This window comes from Natronosalvus vescus (genome assembly GCF_023973145.1).
Classification (GTDB): Archaea; Halobacteriota; Halobacteria; order Halobacteriales; family Natrialbaceae; genus Natronosalvus; species Natronosalvus vescus.
Genome location: NZ_CP099546.1, coordinates 683,524 through 705,899, shown reverse-complemented (window position 1 = coordinate 705,899; position 22,376 = coordinate 683,524). Strand labels below are relative to the sequence as shown.

Sequence of the window (22,376 nt, the reverse complement as noted above, 5' to 3'; positions counted from 1 at the left end):
AACTGTCGGACAGGCGCATTGGGCAGTGAACAAGGCGTTGGGTAGTCGTTCGGGTGCTACTCGGCCGCTTCGATCGTTTTCTCGAGGATCTTCGGCACCAACACGGCGTCGATGACGGCGAGTCCGAGAACGAGGTATCTGAGCAGCCCCTCGAGGTAGAAGACGGCGATGAAGACGAGAATTGCGGCACCCGAGATGCCGACGGCATAGCGGTACAGCGGGTTTTCGAACGGGTGTTCCTGGGTCGAATTGGCGGCACTCATATTCGAACCGCGGCTCGCGAAATCAAAAAGTGTTGCTGTTCGTGAGTGTCTACATTGCTCGCCGGGTCAGCGGTCAGAAGACTGGTTTCATCTCGCTCGAGACATCCAAATCGATGCACGAACGTGGATATAGAAACCCATTTACCGACCGGCTTTCACCACTTAGATGAATGAGCGAAGCCGATTCGGATCACGAACTGATCGTCGCGGAACTGGGGCGTGAGCCGACCCCGGCCGAAGCGGCACTGTTCGAAAACCTCTGGAGTGAACACTGTGCGTACCGATCCTCGAGACCGTTGCTCTCTGCGTTCGAGTCCGAAGGGGAACAGGTCATCGTGGGGCCGGGCGACGACGCGGCGGTCGTGGCGGTGCCCTCGAGTTCGAGTTCGTTTTCGAGCGCCGACGGGAGCGTCGACGGGAACGAAGACGGCGGAACTGATGACGACGAGGACGTCTACATCACCCTGGGCATCGAGAGCCACAACCACCCTTCCTACGTCGACCCGTTCGACGGCGCTGCGACGGGCGTCGGCGGCATCGTTCGGGACACGCTATCGATGGGTGCCTATCCGGTCGCCCTCGCCGACAGCCTCTACTTCGGGTCGTTCGACCGCGAACACTCCCGGTACCTCTTTGAGGGCGTCGTCGACGGCATCAGCCACTACGGCAATTGCATCGGCGTCCCAACCGTCGCCGGCAGCGTCGACTTTCACCCCGACTACGAGGGGAACCCGCTGGTGAACGTCGCCTGCGTCGGCCTCCTCACCGCCGATCGACTGGTCACCGCCGTCGCCCAGGAGCCGGGGAACAAACTCGTGCTCGTGGGTAACGCGACCGGACGGGACGGCCTCGGTGGCGCGAGTTTCGCGAGCGAGGATCTCGCTGAGGACGCCGAAACCGAGGATCGCCCGGCCGTCCAGGTCGGCGACCCCTACGCCGAAAAGCTGCTCATCGAGGCCAACGAGGTGCTGGTCGAGGAGAACCTCGTCGAATCGGCTCGCGACCTCGGGGCGGCCGGTCTCGGCGGTGCCTCGAGCGAACTCGTGGCCAAAGGCGGCCTCGGCGCGGCGATCGACCTCGAGGCTGTCCACCAGCGCGAACCGAACATGACGGGCCTCGAAATCCTGCTCGCGGAGTCCCAGGAGCGAATGTGTTACGAGGTTACGCCTGAGAATGTCGACCGCGTTCGCGAGATCGCCGAGCGGTTCGACCTCGGCTGTTCGGTCATCGGGGAGGTTACCGACGGCAACTACGTCTGTACCTTCGACGGCGAGACCGTCGTCGACGTCGACGCCGAGTTCCTCGGCGAGGGCGCTCCGATGAACGATCTCGCGTGGGAGGAACCGAGCGAGCCAAAGACCGAGCTGCCTGAATTGGCTCTCGAGGACGCGTTCGAAGCGGTCGTCGGCTCGCCGAACACGGCCTCGAAACGGTGGATCTACCGCCAGTACGATCACGAAGTTGGCGTCCGGACGAGCGTCCCGCCGGGCGACGACGCGGCGATCATCGCGCTCCGGGAAGCCGAGACGGGGCTCGCGATCTCGTCCGGGGCGGCCCCCAACTGGACGAGCGCCGATCCGATCACGGGTGCCCGCGCAGTCGGTCTCGAGAACGCGACCAACCTCGCCGCGAAAGGGGCCACACCCCTCGCCGCAGTCGACTGCCTCAACGGCGGCAATCCCGAGAAGCCCGACGTCTACGGCGGGTTCAAGGGCATCGTCGACGGCCTGGCCGAGATGTGTGCCGAGCTATCGGTACCGATCGTCGGGGGCAACGTCTCGCTGTACAACGACTCGGTGAGTGGGCCGATCCCGCCGACACCAACGCTGGCGATGGTCGGCACGAAAGCCGGCTACACCGCCCCGCCGCTCGAACTCGTCGGGGCGGACGACGCCGACGATGGCGAGAACTCGACGCTCCTCCTCATCGGCGACGACGCCCTCGAGGCCGGAGCGTTCGCCCTCGGTGGCTCCGAGTACCTCGCCCAGCACGGCGGCAGCGACCGGTTCCCCACGCTGCCGGACGACCCGGCAGCCCGCATCGAGACGATTGCAACCGTTGCAAATACCGAACAAACCCTCGCGACCCACGACGTCAGCCACGGCGGGCTGGCCGTTGCGCTGGCCGAGATGGTCACGGATGACGTCGGCCTCGAGGTCACCATCTCGAGTGACGACACTGCTGGCGCCCTGTTCCACGAACAGCCCGGTCGCGTACTCGTCCAGACGACCGATCCCGATGCTGTACGGGAAGCCATCGGCGATAGCGCGCCAGTGATCGACCTGGGTCGACCGACGACCGACGGGACGCTCACGATCACTGTCGGTGACGAGACGCTCGAAACCACCGCCAGCGAACTCGCCTCACTGCGGTCGGTCATCGAGGACGAACTCGAGTAGCCGGCCCCCTCCGATACCACCGCTACGCCGACACCAACTCCGGCACTCCCTCGCTGATTCCCGCAATACAGTCGCCCACCCGAACGCACCACCACACCATTCATCCTCGATTCGAACCGTTCATTTGGTTCACGAGAACGAAACTGGGGGAACCGCCCGTTATATTGATATCCCCCCACAGTCAGTATGTCAACGACCAGTAGACACTGGGGGTACGAATCGAATGTCCACCAACCAACACGTCCTGATCGTCGAAGACGAACCAGACCTGGCGACACTGTATGCAACCTGGCTCGAGGATCGAGCAACCGTCGAGACGGCCTACAGCGGCACCGAAGCGCTCGATGCCATCAACGGGACGGTCGACATTGTCCTCCTCGACCGGCGGATGCCGGGACTGTCGGGTGACACCGTCCTCGAGACGATTCGCGAGCGGCAACTCGATTGTCGTGTCGCCATGGTGACGGCGGTCGAACCTGACTTCGACATCATCGGCATGGGGTTCGACGACTACCTCGTCAAACCGGTGTCGAAATCGGAACTCCTCGGCACCATCGACCAGCTCGAGTTGCGCTCGACGTACGACCAGCAACTCCAGGAGTTCTTCGCACTCGCCTCGAAGAAGGCGCTGCTCGACGCCGAGAAAACCGACGCCGAGCGCAAATCCAGCCAGGAGTACGCCAAACTCGAGGATCGACTGGCGGTGTTGCGGGCGAACGTCGACGACACGATGACGGCGTTGCTCGAAAAGAACGTCTATCGACGACTCTGTCAGGACATCTCCCGGGAGCCGATCACGAGCGAGTAACCTCGCGTTCGATCAGGCAGATCGGTGGCCATCAGCTTGGATCCCGGTACATTTATTTTATTCAACTGTGTTTGAGGGAAATAGATGCCAGCGACTGCCAGTTCTGGAGATCGGAGCAATCGAACCACCATCGTAACGTTTTCGCTCGATGGTGATCGCTACTGCGTCGAATCCAGGCGGCTCTCCTCCGTCCTCGGTGTTGGTGACGCCAGTGTCATCGACGATGCGGACGACCCCTGGCACGCTGGCGAGATTACCGTCGGCGGGGAAACGATCCGCGTGATCGACCTGTTCCAAGTGTTTTCTCCCCCAGTAGCCTCCCTCGAGCGGCCGCCGGAACCAAAACTGCTCGTCTTCGGCGTCACCGACGACGATGGCGCATACATCGGCTGGTTGGTCGACGACGTCGGCGTGACCCAGCGCGTCGACCGGCGTCAGCTCGAGGCAACTCCACAGGGGATGTCGTTCGTGACCGGGCGGCTTCCGGTAGCGGGTAACACGTATCTCTGGCTCGACGAGGAAGCGATTCACGCCGAGTGAGGCTGCGCCACACGCTCGATGATCTCGAACTCCTCGTCGCTATAGGCGATGAGCCTGACGTCCTCGAGCGCCGTCGGTTCGTACGCCTCGATTTCTCGAGCGATGATATCGGCTCCAGCCTCGAGGCCGAATCCGGCGACACCACAGCCAAGTGCTGGTATCACGAGCGACGCACACCCGAGGTCGTCCGCTCGCTCGAGGCTCTTTCGCGTGGCCGCACGAATGCTCTCGGCGGTCGCCGCCCCGTCGCCGTAGTGGGGCATCGCCGCCGCGTGGATGACGTACTCGGCCTCGAGGTCGTATGCGTCGGTGACGGCGACGTCGCCAAGGTCGACCGGCCCCTTGGCCATTGCCGCTTCGTTGAGTTCGGGGCCTGCACCCCGTCTGAGCGCGCCAGCGACACCCGACCCCATCCGGAGGCTCGTCCCGGCGGCGTTGACGAAGGCGTCCGCCGACTGTGCTGCGATGTCGCCCTGGATGACGTCGAACTCCATAAGTGGCAGTACGTCGACGAGGATGAAAAATCGTCGTGGCTCGAGGCCGGGGGTCCGTGACTCGAAGGTACAACAGTCCCACCGTCGTGGCTCGAGAACTCAGTAATCGATTGTCGTGATCTCTTCGACCGGCCACTGGCTGAGGATCTCGACGCCGTTCTCACGAACGACGACCATCTCCTCGACGCGGACACCCTGGCGGTCGGCTGGCTCCTGGGTCTCGACGGCCATCGTCATTCCCTCCTCGATTTCGATCGGGTGGTCGGGGGAGAGGCCACGCCAGATGAGCGGCACCTCGTATAGCTGGAGACCCAGGCCGTGGCCCCAATGGTTGGTCGTCATCTGCCAGTGTTCGTCGGCGTCGTACCAGTCGGCGTGCTCGCCTTCCATGTCCGGGAAGCCCTGGCAGATCTCGTCGGTCGTAACGCCGGGTTCGATTCGCTCGAGGACGTCGTACAGGTTGTCTCGAGCAGTCTCGTAGGCGTCTTGCTGGGCCTGTGTTGGTTCGCCCATGGAGAACGTGCGGTAGTAACACGAGCGATAGCCCAGGTAGCCGATGTTGTAGAAGTCGGCGTAGACGAGGTCGCCTGGCCGGATCATCCGGTCGGTGGTGTTCGCCTGGTGTTTCGGCCAGGTGTTCGGCCCGGAGGTGACGTAACCCCCGCCAACGAACGCACCCTGTTTCCAGAGTTCCTCGACGGCAGCCCCCCACACGTCGGTCTCTTTCGCGCCCGGCCGCGCCGTTTCGGTGATCCGCTGGAAGCCGGCCTCACAGATCGCTGCGACCTGGCGCAGACACTCGATTTCGTCCCGGGTCTTCACCCTGCGAGCGTCCTCCATCACCGCGGGTGCGGTCTCTGTGTCGACCTCGACCCCCATGGACTCGAACGCCCCAACCAGCCCAGCGTTGCCGACATCGATTCCCAGCGTCTCGTCAGCGACGCCGTACTCCTCGAGGGCCGTTGCGACTGTTTCGGCCATCTTGGTTTTGAGAAAGTCCCGAGCGGAATCGCGGCCTGATGCCCGGGGGACGTTCCCGAGACCCGGACAGGCGTACCGAACGTCGTGCAGCCAGGGACAGTTGAACCGCTGGTTGCTCGCGTGGTCGGCCGTATCCCAGTGGATCACGTCGCCCTCCTCTGTAAGAACCGTGTAGTGGTCGGCCCCGCTGCCGCCGGTCATCGCCAGCCCGGTCACGTACCGGATGTTCGGGTCGGAGACGAGCAACATCGCACCGAGGTCGGTCGCCTGGAGACGCCCGAGCGCGCGTTCCTTGCGCTCGCGTCGCATCCGCGCGACGTCGATTCGCTCCTCCCAGTCGACCGCCTGGGTGCCGCGCGTTCCCTCCATGAAGTCTCGCTGGTACATACTCCTATCTCACGAACAATCCATAAGAAAGCTACCGACACGCGAGCCGTGTGTCACTTCGGCACACGTACAACCCACACCGACGGTGTAGTACCAACTGCAACGATGTACACACTAATCGTCGAAACATCTGGCGATCAGGTGTGCATTGACGTGCAGTGGCTCCTAGAGTCTCACGAATCGGTATCCACGAGCCACTCGGAAATGACGTCGGCAGACGACGTACCGACGCCGTCGCTTTCCTGGTGTCGGTCGACCTCGTCCCCCCGATCGGTTCCCGACCTGCCGAACGTGACGCAGACCGTAGTTCCATCGTCGTCAGCGTCGAACGCGAGGTCGGCATCGGGGGTGAAAACCCACTGGGCGATCCACAGCCCCATCCCGCTGCCGTGCTCGAGCGGGGACTCGAGCCCGTCCTCGAGCACCCGCCGTTCGGTCTCCGGGAGCCCTGGCCCGGTGTCAGCGATCCGGAGTTCCGCGGTTCCGTCGCGGCCTCGAACGTCGATTTCGAGAGTTGGGCTGTCGCCGCCGTGGAGGATGGCGTTCTCGAGGAGTTCGTATAATCCAACCGCGAGCAGATCGGAGCCAGTGACGAACAGGTCGTTCTCGAACGGGTCATCGCCGTCGGCGTGCGTATCGAGCGCACCGCTGACGGTAACGTCGACGCGACCTCTGACACGCTCGCCGTAGCGGTCGTCGATTCGGGCGAGCGCGTTGGCGAGGGCATCGACGAGATTCAGCGTTCGGTTCGCTCCGGACTGAGTGCCTAACAGTTGCTGGACGATACGGGCTTTTTCGCTCATCCGCATCACTTCCTTGGACTTTCGTCTCACGACCGCGAGATCCGGAGCAACTTCCTCGGACGCGTTCGCCGCTGCCATGCCAGCGTAGCCTTTGATCACGTTCATCTCGTTTCTGATGTTATGGCGCAACACGCGGTTGAGCACCTGCAACTGCTCGCGTTCTTTGTTCTCGGTGACGTCGATGATGACGCCGACGACCGAGGCGAGATCTCCGTCGTCGGTGACGATTCCCTCGCCGACGTCCCTGACCCACCGGGTTCCGTCCTTCCCAGTTCGGATGCGGTACGTGACGTCGTACCGGCTTCGGTCGGCGATCGCCGCCTGCTTTTGCTCGAGGACGCGTTGGCGCTCCTCGCCGTGAACCAGATCGTTGAGCGATCGCTCGCCGGATTCGAACGCTGCCGGTGGATAGCCGGTCACCGCCATCGCCGCCGTGCTGACGAACGAACACGTCCCTGAATCGGGCTCGGGCATCCGGTACACCAACCCCGGGATGTTCTCGATGAGTGCCGACTGTTCGCGCGTCCGATGTTCGAGTTCGGCCGCAAGGTCGCTGAGTTGGCGTTCCCGGCGTTTACTGATGGTAATCTCCTGGGAAACGAGCAGCTGGCCGGTCTGTGTCGATTTCCGGGCATAGAACGGCGAGAGCGTGAGCGAGAACGCTCGCGGAGACCCGGAGTCCGACACGACGGTTTCGACCTCGATCGTCCGTTCCGTTTCGATCGATTCGTCGAAGAACGCTTCGAGTGCTAGGTTCGCAGATGCCGCATCTGTACCGTTCCCCGGTTCCTCGTCGACGGCCCTGAATCGTCCGAACGCGAACACGTCCGTGACGTGACTCCCAACAAGCGTCGATTCTTCGGCCGCGATCAAGGGGTGAATGGCCCGATTGTAATCGACGATCCGGCAGTGGGCGTCGAGGACGAGAACGCCATCACTCATCTCGTCGATAACGGTGTCTCGAGCGATCGGAACGACGTCCATGAATCCGTATCGAAACATCGACCAGGCGAACGCAATCGAGGAGACGCCGATCGCCAGCGGCGTCAAATCAGTCGGGAACGACGTGAAGAGATACACCATGTTCGTTCCCCAGGGTACGCTACAGGCGAACAGGATGGCGGCAACCTGGTCGCGGTACAGCGTTTTGGAGTAGAGTACGAACGAAACGAGGATGATCGACCCTGCAAGCAAGAGCCCGTAGGAGTACAGAACGTGGATCCAGAACAGCAATTCGTAGGACGCCTGGTTGAGGGGGTTCTCCGGCAGATCCCGCCAGAATAAGTTGTGGTATTCGTTCGTCCACACGACTAACTGGACGGCAACCGGTTCGACCAGCAACAGTCCGACTGTTTTCGGGGTGATCCACTCCTCGTGCCCGGTGAACTCGAGGGCGAATAGAAACCAGCCGAGGACGACGGTCGGAATACCGGCGTACGTAAGATAGTACCAGAACCGCGTCCGCTCGGGTGAGGGGTCGACTGACGCAAGAAACGCCATGCCCGTCCAGATGCCGAGGCCGGCAACGAGCAGGAGAAACGGCGTCGCTCCGGGCCGTCGGCGATACCGCCAGGTCATCCCTCCGAGGACGGCCGACAGCACCGTTGCCATCACGAGGCCGGCCATAAACAGCGTCCCCTCGATCATCGATATCGCGTGAAACACGGTCGGCAGGTTATATATTGTCTGCGGCTAGGGTGCAGATAATTGACATATCGCTCGGAGTCGAACCGACAGACTTCACGAATTGACTCGGGCGGTGACTCCACGACCTGGCTCGAGGCAGTGTTCACTCATCGATCGTGTGTGGATCCCTGTTCGTGTCCGTTCACAGTCAGTGGCCGTTCGCATCCGTGTCCGTGTCCGTCTCCGTGTCTGTTGCTCGAGAATCCCCTTCGTCGCCGATAACCGCTTTACGCCAGGTACCCAGCCGGAACCACAGCACGGCGACGACGAACGACCCGCCCATACCGAAGGAGAACGCCCACCAGATGCCCTCGACGCCCCAGTCGAACGCGACGATCGTGACCCCGACGACGGGAATCGTCACGGCCCAGGAAAACGCCAGCACGAGTGCGACCGGGACGCGCAAAATCCACCGCGAGAGGAACGAGAGTACCATCGCCTCTCGGGTGTTTCCGGCACCGCGGAACGCCCCCTGGATCACCATGACGCCGGCGAAGACCGCCCAGAAGGGAGCATTGATCCGGATGAAGACGATGCCCTCGGCGATCACGTCGGGATCGTCGACGAAGATGCCCATCGCGTGGGCCGGGAACGCGAAGACGAGTGCGGCGATCGCGAAGATGAAGAGGATCGTCCCAGCAGTTGCCGTCTTTGCCACCGTCGCCGCTCGATCCGGGGTTTTGGCCCCGAGGTTCTGGCCGACGCCCGTCGACGTCGCGTCGCCGACGGCCCCCGCGACAGACCACGTCACGGACATGAGGCGAACGACGATGCCGTACGCCGCCGTCGGTGCGGCACCGAATCGGGCGACGAACCCCGCCATCGCGACGGCGGCGAAACTTCGCGCCCAGCCGTCGAGGGTGGCGGGATAACCGATGTCGATCAACTGGCGCTGAATCCCGAGGTTCGGTTTGAGGTCGCCAAACCGAAGACGGACGCCGTAGCGCCCGTCGAGCAGGATGTAGACGCCCGCGAGGGTGGCGAACGCACGGGCGATGAACGTCGCGACCGCGGCACCGCGCGTCCCCATCTCGGGGAACGGACCCCAGCCGAGGATGAAGAACGGATCGAGGACGACGTTGATTCCCGCCGAGATCAACACCAGCCACATCGCCGTCTTCGTGTCGCCAGCGCCCTGTAACGACGAGCGAAACGCGAAGAACAGAAACGTGAGCGGCAGGGCAAGAAAGATGACCTCGATGTACGCCAGCGCCTCGACGAACACCTGGTCGCGCGCGCCGATCAGCTGCAAGAGCGGGTGTCTAAAGTACAGGCCGAGCGTGGCGAGGACGCTCGAGACCGCGAGGGCGAGCAGAATCGTCTGGCCGACGACGCGGTCGGCCGCGCGCTGGTCACCCGCACCGACGTGCTGGGAGACGAGCGCGATGGTCGCCGCCGTCAGCCCCATCGCCGTCGAGACGAACATCCACGAGAGCGGAAACATGAGCGAGACGGCCGCGACCGCTTCGGCGCTGACGCGACCGACCCAGAACATATCAGCCAGGTTGTAAAACGTCTGTAAGAGGTTGCCGAGCACCAGCGGCCAGGCGAGCTGGGCGAGTTTCGGCGGGATCGACCCCGTCGTCATGTCGATCCCTTTGCGATCCTCGACGGGGTCACCCGCGTTCGATTCCGGGGTCGAACCAGACTCGATCGAGGCCGCTTCGTCAGTCGACCTCGATTCGGGATCGTCGCCAGCACCGTGTGCCGACTCGGGATCAGTATCGATATCGGTATTGCCACCGCCACTGCCGTCGCTGTCGACCATCGGGCCCTCTTTGCCACCGCCTGTGTCGTCAGGATCCACCGTCGGTTGCTCTCCTCCCGGCGGCCTCAAAAGGGCTCCCGTCTCGTTCGCGGTTGCCGGTTGTCCGCCCGGCCAGCCGACTCGGATCGCGGCCACTCATACAGGACACCTGAACCTTCATACGAGGTGGCGCATACGTCGATACCGTAGCCATGCCAAGGCCATCACCCCTCGAGTCGACCACCGCCGACACCATCGACAGCCTGCTGCGAGAACGACTCCGGGAAGATACGATCCCCGGATTGAGCCTCGCGATCACCGACAGCGACGGGATCAGGTACGCCCGCGGCTACGGCTCTCGAGACCTCGCATCCAACGACCCGGCGACGCCCGATACCGTCTATGGAATCGGTTCGGTGTCGAAGTCGTTCGCCTCGCTTTCGATCCTGCAACTGGTCGACCAGGGCGCGCTCTCACTCGAGGATCCAGTCGCGGATCACCTCGCCGTCGACGTTCCCGAGGCGGTCACGCTCCACCACCTCTTGAGTCACACCTCCGGCTACCCCTCGCTCGCGACCAGCGAGGCACTGATTGCCCGGCAGATGACGGTGGGCGAGGCCGGCGTCCCCCTCGGCACCTGGGAGGACTTCCTCGCCCACTTCGAGGGCGCTCGAGACGAAATTGCCGGCGACCCCGGTGACCACTGGATGTACTGCAACTCCGGCTACACGCTCGCCGGGGCCGTCGTCGAGGCGGTTTCGGGGAACTCCTACGTCGAATACGTGACCGAAAACGTCCTCGAGCCACTGGAGATGGGACGATCGACCTACGACCGCGAAGTCTTCGAGGCGTTCGACGACCGGATGACGCCCTATCACAAGACCGACGACGGCCTCGAGGAGACGCCGGTTCCAATCCGGGAACTCAGCGCCGCCGCCGGCGGACTGTTGGCACCGGTGACGGACATGGCGTCGTACCTCCGTCTGCACCTTGGAGGCGGCGCGGCCAACGGGAATCGCCTGCTCGAGGCTGAGACGCTCGAGCGCGCCTACGGCGCGTACGCCGACACCCCGTCGGGACCGTACGGCTACGGCTGGCGCACGCGGACGGTTGCGGACGAAACGCTCGTCGGTCACGGCGGGTCGATCGCCGTCTCGACCGCGTACGCTGGTTTCAGCCGCGAACACGATGTCGGGATCGCCCTGCTGGCGAACACGGCACCTGGCTACGGGCTAGCAGAGCTCGGCCAGGGCGTGTTCGCGGCACTCGTCGGCGAGGATCCACAGAAACTCCCGTTCTTCGCTCGCAAGAAACGGTTCGAGGAGCTTTCGGGCGAGTACGAGTCCTACCGCGCCATCAAAGAAGCAGAGGTCGAACCCGAAGGCGGCATCCTGCGCCTCCGCGTCGGTGGGCCGATCGGCGACGGCTCGTGGACGCCGCTGATTCCCGCGGATCTCGAGGCGGGTCGATTCTACGCGGTGACCGCCGCCGGTAACCGACAGCCCGTCCGATTCGAGCGGGCGGGCGACGATCTGAGCCTGTACATCGACCGGTGGCGCTTGCACAAAAAGTAGGCCCTGGCCCATCTGTTCCCTCGAGATCAAGGATCGTTCGATACCGGCTGTGAAACCCATCGAACCTCGGGAAAGTGTGCTCGAGGGTGCTCACGAGTTGTGTCAGCAGGTTCGTGGAACACAAGCCGAAATCGACGAATTGGCATCGCCGCACGTCGGGAAACCCCTACATTACTGGCACTCGAAGCCGGTAGTGATGAGCGTCATCCTGGAATTTACCGTCGAGGGCGAGGACTTCAAACTCGGAGAGGTTCTCTCGGGCCCGGAGACCATGCATCTCGAACTGGAACGGATCGTCCCGACGGGGGACATGACCATGCCGTTCGTGTGGGCGACTGGAGAGAATCACGGCGGGTTCGAAGAAACCGTCCAGACCCATCCAGCGGTCAGTAAGTTCCTGTCGCTGGACGTCGTGGGCGACAGCGCCCTGTATCGGGTCGAATGGCACGACGCCCCGACCGATCTCATCGAGGGGATCGCGGTGGCCGATGCGGTCGTACTCGAAGCCCGGGGAAACAGTCAGTGGAGCTTTCGACTACGGTTTCCCAACCACGACAAACTCTCCCTCTTTCATAACTTCATCCTCGAACACGACATCCCGATTCACATCGAGCGAACGTACACGTTGAGCGAAACGACCGAGCGTGGTCACCGATTCGGCCTCTCACAAGAACAGCGCGAGGCACTGGTACTCGCTACCCGGCAGGGCTACTTCGCTACGCCGCGAGAGACGAGTCTCGAGGATATCGCCGCGGAATTGGAGATCAGCGAACAGGCCGTCTCGAATCGAATTCGCCGAGGGAACGAAAAGATCCTCCAACAGGTGTTGCTCACGTCGGCGAGGGACTTCGAGTGATCTGATCCGCTTAAAAAGGGATTGAGCATACAATAGTGTCACCAAAGTGGCGTGGGCCGATACACCTCGATGTGAACGTACCTCCGAACGACACCGATACACAAACCGCTGTTCACAGGGCGCTGGCCTGCGCATATCGTCGCCGGGTTGTAGAGTATCTGGCCGGTTGCGAGGGCGACGTCGCCACGGTAGATGAACTAATCGCGAATCTTCACGATCACGATGAGGTTACCGAGAACCGGAGACACATCGCCGTGAAGTTACATCACGTCGCACTCCCGAAGTTGGCAACGCTTGGATTCCTCGAGTACGACGACAGGAGCCAAACGGTTCGGTATCGAGAGTCACCAGTTCTGGAACGGGAACTGCGTCGATGTGTTGACGTGACCGCGGTCACGTGACTCGTCTCCCGGTCGCGTCAATGGCGGCCACAGGAGTCCGCAAATAGGCCAGAGGAGGCTGCCATGTGTCAGCTGTGTCGGATTCCGTACGACGGTACCGTGTTCAAGGCCATCAAATCGGTTACCGTATCGCGGATTGATGCATAGGGTCTCTGTATTCAGCATGCATCTTCTGATAAAGAGTCGCCCCAGTTGGGCTTGGGACTGACCGCCAGGGAGGCGCGTGACCTGCGTGAATCGCTGTCGTCCAAGCAACGAAAGCGGCTCGAGACAACGGTCGAAGATCTGCTGTCACTGTTCGGGAAAGCTCATGCGATCGCGATTCTGTCGGAGTTCGCGTTTGTCGACGGCCCACTACGGTTCTCTGAACTGGAATCTTCACTCGACATCGCTGCGAATACGCTTTCAGTTCGGTTGCAGGAACTGACTGAGGCTGGTTTACTCGTTCGCCAGGAATACAACGAAGTTCCGCCACGGGTTCAGTACGAACCGACACCGAAAGCTGAGCAACTATTCCCCGCCTTCCGTCATTTCCACGTCTGGGCGATCAATTACGAACTCGACGACGTAGATGTGCACTGAGAGTAATGACGGGGCGGTCGATGATGATGCCTTCCTCCAGCCATCCTCTGGGTGAATCACGTCGTTTCTGACAGTTGAGTTGGAACTTATTCGATGAGTGCTGCATCATAGCGCGAATGTCACACGAGATATGGGTCAATTTGTGAAGAGAGATCGCTCAGCACAGGCGAATGACATATTCCATCTACCAACAGAAACAAGGGCCAGCGGCTATCACAGATTTACATGAGTGATTCCGACGAATTGCCGGGTTCTGACTCTGATATGGTCGTAAATCGTGGTGAAACGTACACCCACGCAGAACACGGCCAGGTTGTGGTCGCAGGGATTTGGAAAGGGATTGAGCAAGTTGACGAAGCTCGCCACACTGATGAGAAGGATGTGTTCATCGTCCGGTATTCAGCTGAAATTAACGGGGAAGAGGTTGACGAACTCACAGATACGCTGGACGAATTTCTCCAATCGATCGAATAATCAAGATTCAGTTCCCGACTGTTTTCAGAAGGGAACTACGTATTGCTGTAATTCAGTGTGGAAACCCCTCGAGAACGGAGTTCGTGAATGCGAAAAATTGATTGGTCTTCAGTGAAGACTTCGTTTCCGATTTAGGCAATCTTAATAGGCGAAAGTAACAATAGCCCGATGATGACTGGGTCAAGCCAAAACTGGTGGCCGAATAAGTTGAACCTGAAGATCCTCGATCAGAACGCCCGTCCCGTCGATCCGATGGGAGAGGAGTTCGATTACGCCGAGGCGTTCCAGACACTCGACCTCGAGGAAGTGAAGGCAGACATCAGGGAGGTACTGACGACGTCCCAGGACTGGTGGCCGGCCGACTACGGCCACTACGGGCCGCTCATGATCCGAATGGCGTGGCACAGCGCGGGCACCTACCGCACCAGCGATGGCCGCGGCGGCGCGTCCGGTGGCAGACAACGCCTCGCCCCCCTCAACAGCTGGCCCGACAACGTGAACCTCGACAAGGCACGCCGGGTACTCTGGCCGGTCAAACAGAAGTACGGCCACAAACTCTCGTGGGCGGATCTGATGGTGCTGGCCGGGAACGTCTCACTCGAGTCAATGGGATTCGAGACGTACGGCTTCGCCGGCGGACGCGAGGACGACTTCGAACCAGACGAGGCCGTCGACTGGGGGCCCGAAGAGGAGTGGCTCGGAAGCGACCGTCACGACGAAGAGGGCAACCTCGAGGGCAATCTAGCCGCCGACCACATGGGTCTCATTTACGTGAACCCCGAGGGGCCCCAGGGCGAGCCGGATCCGGAAGAGTCGGCGAAATACATTCGACAGTCGTTCGGTCGCATGGCGATGAACGACGAGGAAACGGTCGCACTCATCGCTGGCGGCCACACGTTCGGGAAAGTTCACGGCGCAGGCGACGGTGACGAGCACCTCGGCCCTGATCCCGAAGAAGCACCCATCGAGCAGCAGGGTCTCGGCTGGGAGAGCGACTACGGCTCCGGAAAGGGCGCGGACACGATCACCAGCGGAATCGAAGGGCCGTGGAACGCCACGCCGATTGAGTGGGACACGGGCTACATCGACAACCTGCTCGACTTCACGTGGTGGCCCGAGAAGGGCCCCGGTGGTGCGTGGCAGTGGACTACCCAGAACGGCGAACTCGACGGCGCCGCACCGGGTGTCGAAGATCCGTCCGAGAAAGAAGACGTGATGATGTTGACGACGGACGTCGCACTCAAGCGGGATCCCGACTACCGCGAGATTCTCGAGCGATTCCAGGACAACCCGGACGAGTTCCAGGAGGCATTCGCGAAGGCCTGGTACAAGCTGACCCACCGCGACATGGGCCCGGCGGAACGGTTCCACGGCCCGGAAGTTCCCGACGAGGAGTTCCTCTGGCAGGATCCCATCCCCGACGTCGACCACGAACTGATCGGCGAGGAGGAGATCACCGAACTCAAAGAGCGCCTCCTCGGGTCGGAACTAACCGTCTCCCAGCTGGTCAAGACTGCCTGGGCGTCGGCGTCGACCTACCGCGACAGCGACAAGCGCGGTGGCCCGAACGGGGCCCGCATTCGACTCGAGCCCCAGCGGAACTGGGAGGCGAACGAGCCCGAACAGCTCGAGTCGGTGCTTTCGACCCTCGAAGCGATCCAGGAGGACTTCAACGGCTCGCGATCCAACGACGTCAGGGTCTCGCTCGCCGACCTGATCGTGCTCGGCGGCTGTGCCGCCGTCGAGAAGGCCGCGAGCGATGCCGGCTACGACGTCGAGGTGCCGTTTGAACCGGGTCGTACCGACGCGACGCAGGCACAAACCGACGTCGAGTCCTTCGAGTGGCTCGAGCCGGACGCCGACGGGTTCCGCAACTACCTCGGTGACGGGGATCACGACCGTTCACAGGAGGAGTTGCTGGTGGACAAAGCCGACCTCCTGACGCTGACGGCCGACGAGATGAGCGTGCTGGTCGGCGGCCTGCGCGTACTGAACGCGAACTACCAGGACTCCGACCTCGGCGTCTTCACCGACCGACCGGAGACGCTGACCAACGACTTCTTCCAGACCCTGCTCACCATGGACTACGAGTGGGAGCCGGTTTCGGAGTCCGAAGAGATCTTCGAACTGCGCGACCGCGAAACAGGCGAGGTCGAGTGGAAGGCCTCCCGCGTGGATCTCCTCTTCGGTTCGAACGCCCGGCTTCGCGCCATCTCAGAAGTCTACGGTGCCGACGACGCCGAGGAGAAGTTCGTCCGTGACTTCGTCGATACGTGGAACAAGGTGATGCACCTCGACCGCTTCGACCTCGAGTAGTCCGACCACTGACCCGGGTACCCCTACCACACCACTTTCCTCCATCGCTGTTTCGACCAGCGTGCACCGACGTGCGAGCCACTGTCCGGGAATTCAACGACCCACGAGCACGCAGTGAGACGCTACCGAGCGAGCGTCGCGTTCGTCACACGGTGACATCGACGATAGTCGAAGAGAACGTCGGCAATTACTGCACGAAGCGATAGTCGAACGGCGGGCTACAACGGCGGTTCTCGACCAGTGTACCACCGCTGGTCGCATCCTGGGCGAGTTGTTCAAGCGAGCGACCGGCTACAGACCGACGGCCTCGAGCAAGTCGACCGAGACGCCAGCTGCCTGCACGGCTTTGTAGCCGAGGTAGATGCCGACGATACCCATGATGCCGGGGAGTTCCGGCGGGGCCGGGATCGGAACCTCCACGAACGCAAACACTGCACCGGCGAGAAAGCCGGTCAGGAGCGCGAGAACTACGAGTTTGATTGCCATAGCATTACGAGTGGGAACACCGCCACCAAAAGCGCTCTGGATCGTCGTGGCCGAAGCCCAGTCTGGTGCTCACTCGAGCGACGGATTATCGACGATTGACGATACACAGTTTTAATATCGTCGAACTCCGGACGGTGTAGTATGCAAACCACCGTTCGACAGACGAACCTGACAGTGCCGACCGATCTCGAGTCATCACAGGCGAAGCTCCTCTATCTCTCGCTCGCCGTCTGTGACGACGCGACGGTCGACGACCTCTGTACGGATCTCAACGTCGACAAGGGATCGGCACTCTCGATTCTCGGAACGCTGCGCGAGCGCGGTTACGTCGAGCGCGCCGACGGGCAGTACCGGGTCGTCCAGACCGCACGATAGCTCTTTCCTGCAACCGCACACTACGGATCGTTTTCCGGCGTCTCGAGGACGTACTCGAGGAGGAGATCCGCGAGAAACGAGCCGACCATCAGCGGCACCAGCACGTAGCCAAAGGCGTGGAGCATCACGAGCATCGACCACTGCGCGAGCGGTTCCGTTGGCGTCCAGAGCAACGCCAGCGAATCGTCCAGAAACCCACGGGTGAGGACGAGCAGGACGATCAGGACGCCAACGGCACACACGAGTCGAACGGCGAGGCCGCGACGGTCGATGGCCGAGGCAATCCCTGGTGATGGGTCGGGCCAGTCCTCCTCACGCTCGTTCTCAGTATCCATGCCGTCATCTCCCTCGCGAGTGTTCGATCCCGATCTCGAGGTTCGGTCGCCGGCAGTCATCGAGTGACGCCACCAGCGCCTCGAGTACAGCACAGCCCGTGCATCGACGTCGTCACAGCTCGATCCGCTCGACGAGTTGCTCCCGGTTCTCGTTCGTGTTGACCGCGACGATTCGGATCTCGTCCTCGAGACCCGATCCCTTGAGCTTCGCTTTCAACAGGTTGTCGACCTGATAGACGCCGGCGGCGTTCGTCATCGCGATTTCGACCATCACGGGAGTCGCTTCGCCCTCGTGGAGGGAGACGCGACTGATCGCCTGGCTCGAGAGCGTGTTGATCCCACGTCCGCCCTGCTCGTAGGGGATGCGCGAGCGACCACGCTCCATGTCGAGGGCGTCGGCAACCCGGATAACGCCCGCTTCGGTCGTCAGGGGCGTTTCGGCGGTGTGGTGACAGAGAATTGCGTGGAGGACTTCGCCTTTCACCCGGACGCTATCGGCGACGTCGTAAAACTCAGGGAGCACACGATCGAGGATGTCCGCAGCCAGTGGAATCGAGTAGTACGCGTGCTCGCTGCGGTGGACGATGTGGCCCACGTCGTGGAGGGTCGCCGCGAGGGCGACGATTACCGACTCGTCGGCCTCCTCGAGACCCTGCTGGCGGGCGCCGTTGAAATCGACGTCGCCAGCTTTGAGCAGATCGTAGAGACAGAGCGCCCGGTTGCGGACGATTTCGATGTGTTTCGCGCCGTGATCGTTGTACCGCTTGCGGTCGACGGCGTTGATGTTCTGCGCCTCGAGATAGGTCTGAATTTCCGTATCTTCCTCGATGAACTCGAGAACCGTGTTCAGTTTCTCATCAGGGAAGTGGTGCTCCTCGTCGGGATCGTACACCCGACGACCGTCACCGCTGTCACCGCTGGTGCTATCGAGGGGGTCGCTCTGTTCCATACCCCAGTGGTCGTCGGGAACACAAAAAAGGGCTCCGCTGGCGGCACGTCCACGCCATCGACGCCTCACAGGGATCTGTCGTCAGCTATCGCCGTTCGTCCGGCACTGGGCGCACGGTCGACAGTACACTGGCAAAGCGTTCCCCATCAAGCCTTCACAACGGCTTCCTCGACCGCGTCGTAGTCCGGTTCAACGCCCGCATCGTCGCTGACCCATGTGTACGTCACCACACCATCGGCATCGACGACGAACACGGCTCGTTTGGCTAGACCGTACACGTCGATGGTGGCGAAATCAGTCCGGACGTCGTAGGCGTCAATGAGCTCCTTCTCGAAGTCGCTGATCAGATCGAACGAGAGTCCCTGCTGGGATCGGAACTCGTTGAGCGCGAACGGGGAATCGACGCTGACGCCATACACTGTCGCCTCGAGGTCGTCGAATCGGCCCAATCGATCCTCGAACGTGGACAGTTCAGTGGCGCAAGTGCTCGTGAACGCCGCCGGGAAGAAGGCGAGGACGATCGATGCCTCTTCCTCGAGGCGATCGGTGAGTGTGAACGATTCGACATCTCCGGTTGCGACCGGTGCCGAGATCTCGGGAGCAATGTCGCCGACGTCGACCATATCGGTACCTCCGGGGCGGCCGGCAAGGGGATTTCGTTTTCGGACGCCTCTGACCGGGTCGCTCGAGGGAGGGAGTGGGGACTCGCCTCATCGAAGTCGCCAGGCGTTCGAACGGCCGTCACAGCCAATTAACCGGTCATACCAACGTTCCGGGAGTGTGAACCGTCGGTGATCCCGCTCGGGTCAAAATATCGGCAGTAGCGGGGCCATACACGACTGTTTTCGCTTCCTGCGGCTTCACCCGCCGGTCCAAAAAGGTTATAATTGCCAGCGGGTAATCCACGCATAGAGATGGTAGCCGAAATCGCACCGCTTGTCATCCCCGGCGTTCCCGGGGGTCCGGAACTCCTGATCATCCTCTTCATCGCCATTTTGCTCTTTGGGGCGAACAAGATCCCCAAGTTGGCTCGGTCGACAGGGGAGGCCATGGGCGAGTTCAAGAAGGGGCAGGAGAAAGTTGAAAAGGAACTCGAAGAAATGCGCGAGACTGGAAACTACGACGAGGAGGAAGACGAGTTCGTCGACACCGAGCCGGTCACGGACGACGATGAGTTCGATACCGAGACGGAGACAGAGACGGAAACCGAAACGGAAACGAACTAGGATTTTTATCGGGGCGAGTGGCCTAGCGGAGAGGGCAGGAGGTTCCTAACCTTCTGATCGCGGGTTCGAATCCCGTCTCGCCCGTCAACGCGCCGAGCGACGCGAGGCCGTTGACGGATCGTGCGGGATTCGAATCAGGGAGCAGCTTTGCTGCGACCGTGGTTCGAATCCCGTCCCGCCCGAGTCTACCGTAGACGGCGGTGAGCTCCGGGAACGACACAGGGAGATTCGAATTAGACACGGGATTCCGCGAGCGAAACGAACTGGTTCTCAGACGTGGTTCGAATCCCGTCTCGTCCGACATCAGTTCGGAACGACAGCGGACACTCGAGCGAACGGTTTTATCACACCGAGCACTCGAACCTGCTCCTCGAGCTCCGAAGTCGACCTTTCCAGCGGAAACGACGGGGAAATCGAGCCCAAACGTCCGCTGTGTGGCCGACAAGAGCGATCTACTCGAGCAACGATTCGCCAGTCATCTCCGGCGGCTGTCGGAGGTCGATACACTCGAGCATCGTGGGGGCGATGTCGGCGAGCGTCCCGCCCTCGCGGACGGCCCAGTCGCTCCCCACCTCGCCGGCCGTCGGATCGACGTAGACGAACGGGACGTCGTTGTAGGTGTGGGCAGTGTGGGGCTCCTCCTCGCTGCCCATATCATCGGCGTTGCCGTGATCGGCGGTGACGAACACGTGGGCACCGTGATCCGCGAGCGTCTCGAGCAGGCGGCCGAGTTGGGTGTCGACGGCCTCAACGGCCTCGACAGCTGCGCGGTAGTCGCCGGTGTGACCGACCATGTCGGGGTTGGCGTAGTTGAGTACCAGGACGTCGGGATCGTCGCGTTCGATGTGTTCGATAGCGGTATCGGTGACCGCGGGGGCGCTCATCTCCGGTTGCAGGTCGTAGGTCGGGACGTCGGGGCTGGCGACGATCTCCCGGATCTCGCCCTGGAACTCGACCTCCCGGCCGCCGTTGAGGAAGTAGGTAACGTGGGCGTACTTCTCGGATTCGGCAATCCGCAACTGGGTTTTCCCGGCGTCGGCGAGCACCTCGCCCAGCACCTGCGTGGGCTGGTGGGGCGGGAACGCCACCGGCAGGTCGAACGTCTTGTCGTACTCGGTGAGCATGACGACCTTGCTCTCCGGTGGGTGCGACTCGAACTCCCACTCGGGGCGAATATCGGCGAGCAGGCGGGTCAACTGACGCGCCCGGTCGGAGCGGAAGTTGAACCAGACGACCGCATCACCGTCCTCGAGTGTCAGTCCATCCTCGACGAGCGTCGGTTCGACGAACTCGTCCGTCTCGCCGCGCTCGTATGACTCAATCACGGCATCGACCGCCGACTCGGCTTCGTAGTCGGCCTCCCGATTCACGATGGCGTCGTAGGCCCGTTTCGTTCGCTCCCAGTTCTGGTCGCGATCCATCGCGTAGTACCGGCCGGTGACTGTCGCAACGTCGCCCGTCCCGGCTTCCTCGACCACCGCCTCGAGGGTCTCGAGGTAGCGCTCCCCGCCGTGGGGCGAGGTGTCCCGACCGTCGGTGATCACGTGGGTGACGGCCTCGACCTCCCGGTCGGCAGCCATGCCGATCAGCGCGTGGAGGTGCTCCTGGTCGGCGTGGACGCCGCCGTCGCTGACGAGACCGAGGAAGTGAACCCGTCCGTCGTGAGCGAGCGCGTAGTCGAACGCGGCGTTGATGGCGTCGTTCTCCCGAAAGCTGCCGTCGGCGACGGCGTCGGCGATCCGGGTGTACTCCTGTAAGACCACCCGGCCAGCGCCGATGTTGAGGTGACCGACCTCGCTGTTTCCCATCTGTCCGTCCGGCAGGCCGACCCGGCGGCCGGCGACCTCGAGGCATCCCGACGGGCAGGTAGCGGTCAGCCGGTCGACGACGGGTGTGTGCGCCGCCTCGACCGCGTTCCGACCGCCGTCCTCGCTGCCCAGGCCCCAGCCGTCGAGGATGATGAGTGCCGCGTCCATATTCGGGGTACCGTTTCCGCCGTCAATTACCTGTCGTTCGGCGAAACGCGTGCCGGAGTGGCCCCTGCGCCCGGTCGATGCCGAGTCACCGAAACTCGATCGCGTCGCTCGGCGCCACCTCGCCGAACAACCAGTAGGCGTGTTCGAGGGCATACTCGTGGTGGTCGTCCTCGAGCGCGCCGATGCAGTCCTCGAGCAGAATTGGGCGGAAGTCACGAAGGCTAGCGCTACCACCGGTGTGGAGGACGCAGACGTTCGCGAGCGTTCCACAGAGGAGGAGATCGGTGATTCCCCGGGCGTTCAGCCAGCCCTCGAGTTGGGTCTGGTAAAACGCGTCGTAGGTGTGTTTCTCGACGACGAGGTCGTCCTCGCGCACGTCGAGTTCCGCGACGAGTTCGGCCTCCCAGGAGCCCTCGAGGACGTGCTCACCCCAGCGCTCGAACTCGTCGTAGTAGTGGGCGTCCTCGAACTGTTCCGGCGGGTGGACGTCACGCGTGTAGACCACCTGCGCGCCCGCCACCCGCGCTCGAGCGACGAGGTCGACGATGGGGTCGACGACAGATTCGCTCCCCGGTGCGTACAGCGAGCCGTCAGGGTGACAGAAGCCGTTTTGCATGTCGACGACCACGACGGCGGTGGTCGCCGGCTCGAGTTCGTGTACGTGTTCGAAATCGGGTGCCATACGCGAAGGAAGGTACTCCCAACCAATAAATATCAG

At 62.4% G+C, this 22,376-nt stretch carries 22 protein-coding genes and 1 tRNA gene; 12 read left to right on the top strand and 11 right to left on the bottom strand.

Features of this window, described 5'->3' with window-relative positions; genetic code table 11:
• Window positions 1-56: 56 nt before the first annotated feature.
• Complete coding sequence (locus NGM68_RS03265; protein WP_252700218.1) at window positions 57-263, bottom strand: hypothetical protein; 207 nt, start codon at window positions 261-263, stop codon at window positions 57-59.
• Window positions 264-433: 170 nt separating this feature from the next.
• On the opposite strand from NGM68_RS03265, the gene purL reads away from it, so the two are divergent.
• From purL to NGM68_RS03250, 3 genes are all read left to right on the top strand, one after another.
• Entirely contained in the window at window positions 434-2,662 is a 2,229-nt protein-coding gene (purL, locus tag NGM68_RS03260) for a phosphoribosylformylglycinamidine synthase subunit PurL (RefSeq protein WP_252700217.1), read from the top strand.
• Between the two features lie 223 nt (window positions 2,663-2,885).
• Window positions 2,886-3,470 carry a response regulator transcription factor gene (locus NGM68_RS03255; RefSeq protein ID WP_252700216.1) on the top strand — a complete coding sequence of 195 codons (585 nt, stop codon included), beginning with the start codon at window positions 2,886-2,888 and terminating at the stop codon, window positions 3,468-3,470.
• 84 nt (window positions 3,471-3,554) lie between these two features.
• Window positions 3,555-4,010 carry a chemotaxis protein CheW gene (locus tag NGM68_RS03250; protein ID WP_252700215.1) on the top strand — a complete coding sequence of 152 codons (456 nt, stop codon included), beginning with the start codon at window positions 3,555-3,557 and terminating at the stop codon, window positions 4,008-4,010.
• Here the strand turns inward: NGM68_RS03250 and NGM68_RS03245 are convergent.
• The 4 genes from NGM68_RS03245 to NGM68_RS03230 form a co-directional block, all read right to left on the bottom strand.
• Window positions 3,998-4,504, bottom strand: coding sequence for a macro domain-containing protein (locus NGM68_RS03245; RefSeq protein ID WP_252700214.1), 507 nt, complete (start codon window positions 4,502-4,504; stop codon window positions 3,998-4,000). The two genes, NGM68_RS03250 and NGM68_RS03245, sit on opposite strands and share 13 nt — an antisense overlap.
• 99 nt (window positions 4,505-4,603) lie before the next feature.
• A complete protein-coding gene (locus NGM68_RS03240) occupies window positions 4,604-5,872 on the bottom strand; it encodes a M24 family metallopeptidase (protein ID WP_252700213.1) in 1,269 nt (422 codons plus the stop codon).
• 173 nt (window positions 5,873-6,045) lie between these two features.
• A complete protein-coding gene (locus tag NGM68_RS03235; protein ID WP_252700212.1) occupies window positions 6,046-8,322 on the bottom strand; it encodes a sensor histidine kinase in 2,277 nt (758 codons plus the stop codon).
• Window positions 8,323-8,509: 187 nt separating this feature from the next.
• Window positions 8,510-9,949, bottom strand: coding sequence for an MATE family efflux transporter (locus tag NGM68_RS03230; protein ID WP_252701371.1), 1,440 nt, complete (start codon window positions 9,947-9,949; stop codon window positions 8,510-8,512).
• Window positions 9,950-10,320: 371 nt separating this feature from the next.
• Here NGM68_RS03230 and NGM68_RS03225 point away from each other — a divergent pair, with 371 nt between their 5' ends.
• The 6 genes from NGM68_RS03225 (at window position 10,321) to katG (ending at window position 16,311) form a co-directional block, all read left to right on the top strand.
• Window positions 10,321-11,682, top strand: coding sequence for a serine hydrolase (locus NGM68_RS03225; protein ID WP_252700211.1), 1,362 nt, complete (start codon window positions 10,321-10,323; stop codon window positions 11,680-11,682).
• A 196-nt stretch (window positions 11,683-11,878) separates the two neighbouring features.
• On the top strand, window positions 11,879-12,538 hold the full coding sequence (locus NGM68_RS03220) for a helix-turn-helix domain-containing protein (protein WP_252700210.1): 660 nt from the start codon (window positions 11,879-11,881) through the stop codon (window positions 12,536-12,538).
• A 35-nt stretch (window positions 12,539-12,573) separates the two neighbouring features.
• Window positions 12,574-12,939, top strand: coding sequence for a DUF7344 domain-containing protein (locus tag NGM68_RS18305; protein ID WP_425493598.1), 366 nt, complete (start codon window positions 12,574-12,576; stop codon window positions 12,937-12,939).
• 198 nt (window positions 12,940-13,137) lie between these two features.
• Window positions 13,138-13,521 carry a winged helix-turn-helix transcriptional regulator gene (locus NGM68_RS03215; RefSeq protein WP_252700209.1) on the top strand — a complete coding sequence of 128 codons (384 nt, stop codon included), beginning with the start codon at window positions 13,138-13,140 and terminating at the stop codon, window positions 13,519-13,521.
• A 225-nt stretch (window positions 13,522-13,746) separates the two neighbouring features.
• Entirely contained in the window at window positions 13,747-13,995 is a 249-nt protein-coding gene (locus NGM68_RS03210; RefSeq protein ID WP_252700208.1) for a hypothetical protein, read from the top strand.
• Between the two features lie 171 nt (window positions 13,996-14,166).
• The gene (gene katG, locus NGM68_RS03205; protein ID WP_252700207.1) at window positions 14,167-16,311 is read left to right on the top strand and encodes a catalase/peroxidase HPI; all 2,145 of its coding nucleotides are present in this window, start codon (window positions 14,167-14,169) and stop codon (window positions 16,309-16,311) included.
• A gap of 291 nt (window positions 16,312-16,602) precedes the next feature.
• Here katG and NGM68_RS03200 read toward each other — a convergent pair whose 3' ends face one another.
• Window positions 16,603-16,797 carry a XapX domain-containing protein gene (locus NGM68_RS03200; RefSeq protein ID WP_252700206.1) on the bottom strand — a complete coding sequence of 65 codons (195 nt, stop codon included), beginning with the start codon at window positions 16,795-16,797 and terminating at the stop codon, window positions 16,603-16,605.
• 141 nt (window positions 16,798-16,938) lie between these two features.
• Here NGM68_RS03200 and NGM68_RS03195 point away from each other — a divergent pair, with 141 nt between their 5' ends.
• Window positions 16,939-17,172 (top strand): helix-turn-helix domain-containing protein, encoded by a 234-nt coding sequence (locus NGM68_RS03195; RefSeq protein ID WP_252700205.1) that lies wholly within the window; start codon window positions 16,939-16,941, stop codon window positions 17,170-17,172.
• A 20-nt stretch (window positions 17,173-17,192) separates the two neighbouring features.
• Here the strand turns inward: NGM68_RS03195 and NGM68_RS03190 are convergent, their stop codons facing one another.
• The 3 genes from NGM68_RS03190 to NGM68_RS03180 all read right to left on the bottom strand — a co-directional run bounded on the left by NGM68_RS03190 (window position 17,193) and on the right by NGM68_RS03180 (window position 19,079).
• A complete protein-coding gene (locus NGM68_RS03190) occupies window positions 17,193-17,567 on the bottom strand; it encodes a hypothetical protein (protein WP_252700204.1) in 375 nt (124 codons plus the stop codon).
• 52 nt (window positions 17,568-17,619) lie between these two features.
• Window positions 17,620-18,456, bottom strand: coding sequence for an HD domain-containing protein (locus tag NGM68_RS03185; protein WP_252700203.1), 837 nt, complete (start codon window positions 18,454-18,456; stop codon window positions 17,620-17,622).
• Window positions 18,457-18,602: 146 nt separating this feature from the next.
• Window positions 18,603-19,079, bottom strand: coding sequence for a redoxin domain-containing protein (locus NGM68_RS03180; protein ID WP_252700202.1), 477 nt, complete (start codon window positions 19,077-19,079; stop codon window positions 18,603-18,605).
• A 291-nt stretch (window positions 19,080-19,370) separates the two neighbouring features.
• On the opposite strand from NGM68_RS03180, the gene tatA reads away from it, so the two are divergent.
• The gene (gene tatA, locus NGM68_RS03175; RefSeq protein WP_252700201.1) at window positions 19,371-19,682 is read left to right on the top strand and encodes a twin-arginine translocase TatA/TatE family subunit; all 312 of its coding nucleotides are present in this window, start codon (window positions 19,371-19,373) and stop codon (window positions 19,680-19,682) included.
• Between the two features lie 11 nt (window positions 19,683-19,693).
• A tRNA-Arg gene (locus NGM68_RS03170) sits at window positions 19,694-19,766 on the top strand.
• A gap of 368 nt (window positions 19,767-20,134) precedes the next feature.
• On the opposite strand, the gene gpmI is transcribed toward NGM68_RS03170, so the two are convergent.
• Both gpmI and NGM68_RS03160 read right to left on the bottom strand, forming a co-directional pair.
• Complete coding sequence (gene gpmI, locus NGM68_RS03165; protein WP_252700200.1) at window positions 20,135-21,658, bottom strand: 2,3-bisphosphoglycerate-independent phosphoglycerate mutase; 1,524 nt, start codon at window positions 21,656-21,658, stop codon at window positions 20,135-20,137.
• A gap of 85 nt (window positions 21,659-21,743) precedes the next feature.
• On the bottom strand, window positions 21,744-22,340 hold the full coding sequence (locus tag NGM68_RS03160) for a cysteine hydrolase family protein (RefSeq protein ID WP_252700199.1): 597 nt from the start codon (window positions 22,338-22,340) through the stop codon (window positions 21,744-21,746).
• Window positions 22,341-22,376: the final 36 nt, after the last annotated feature.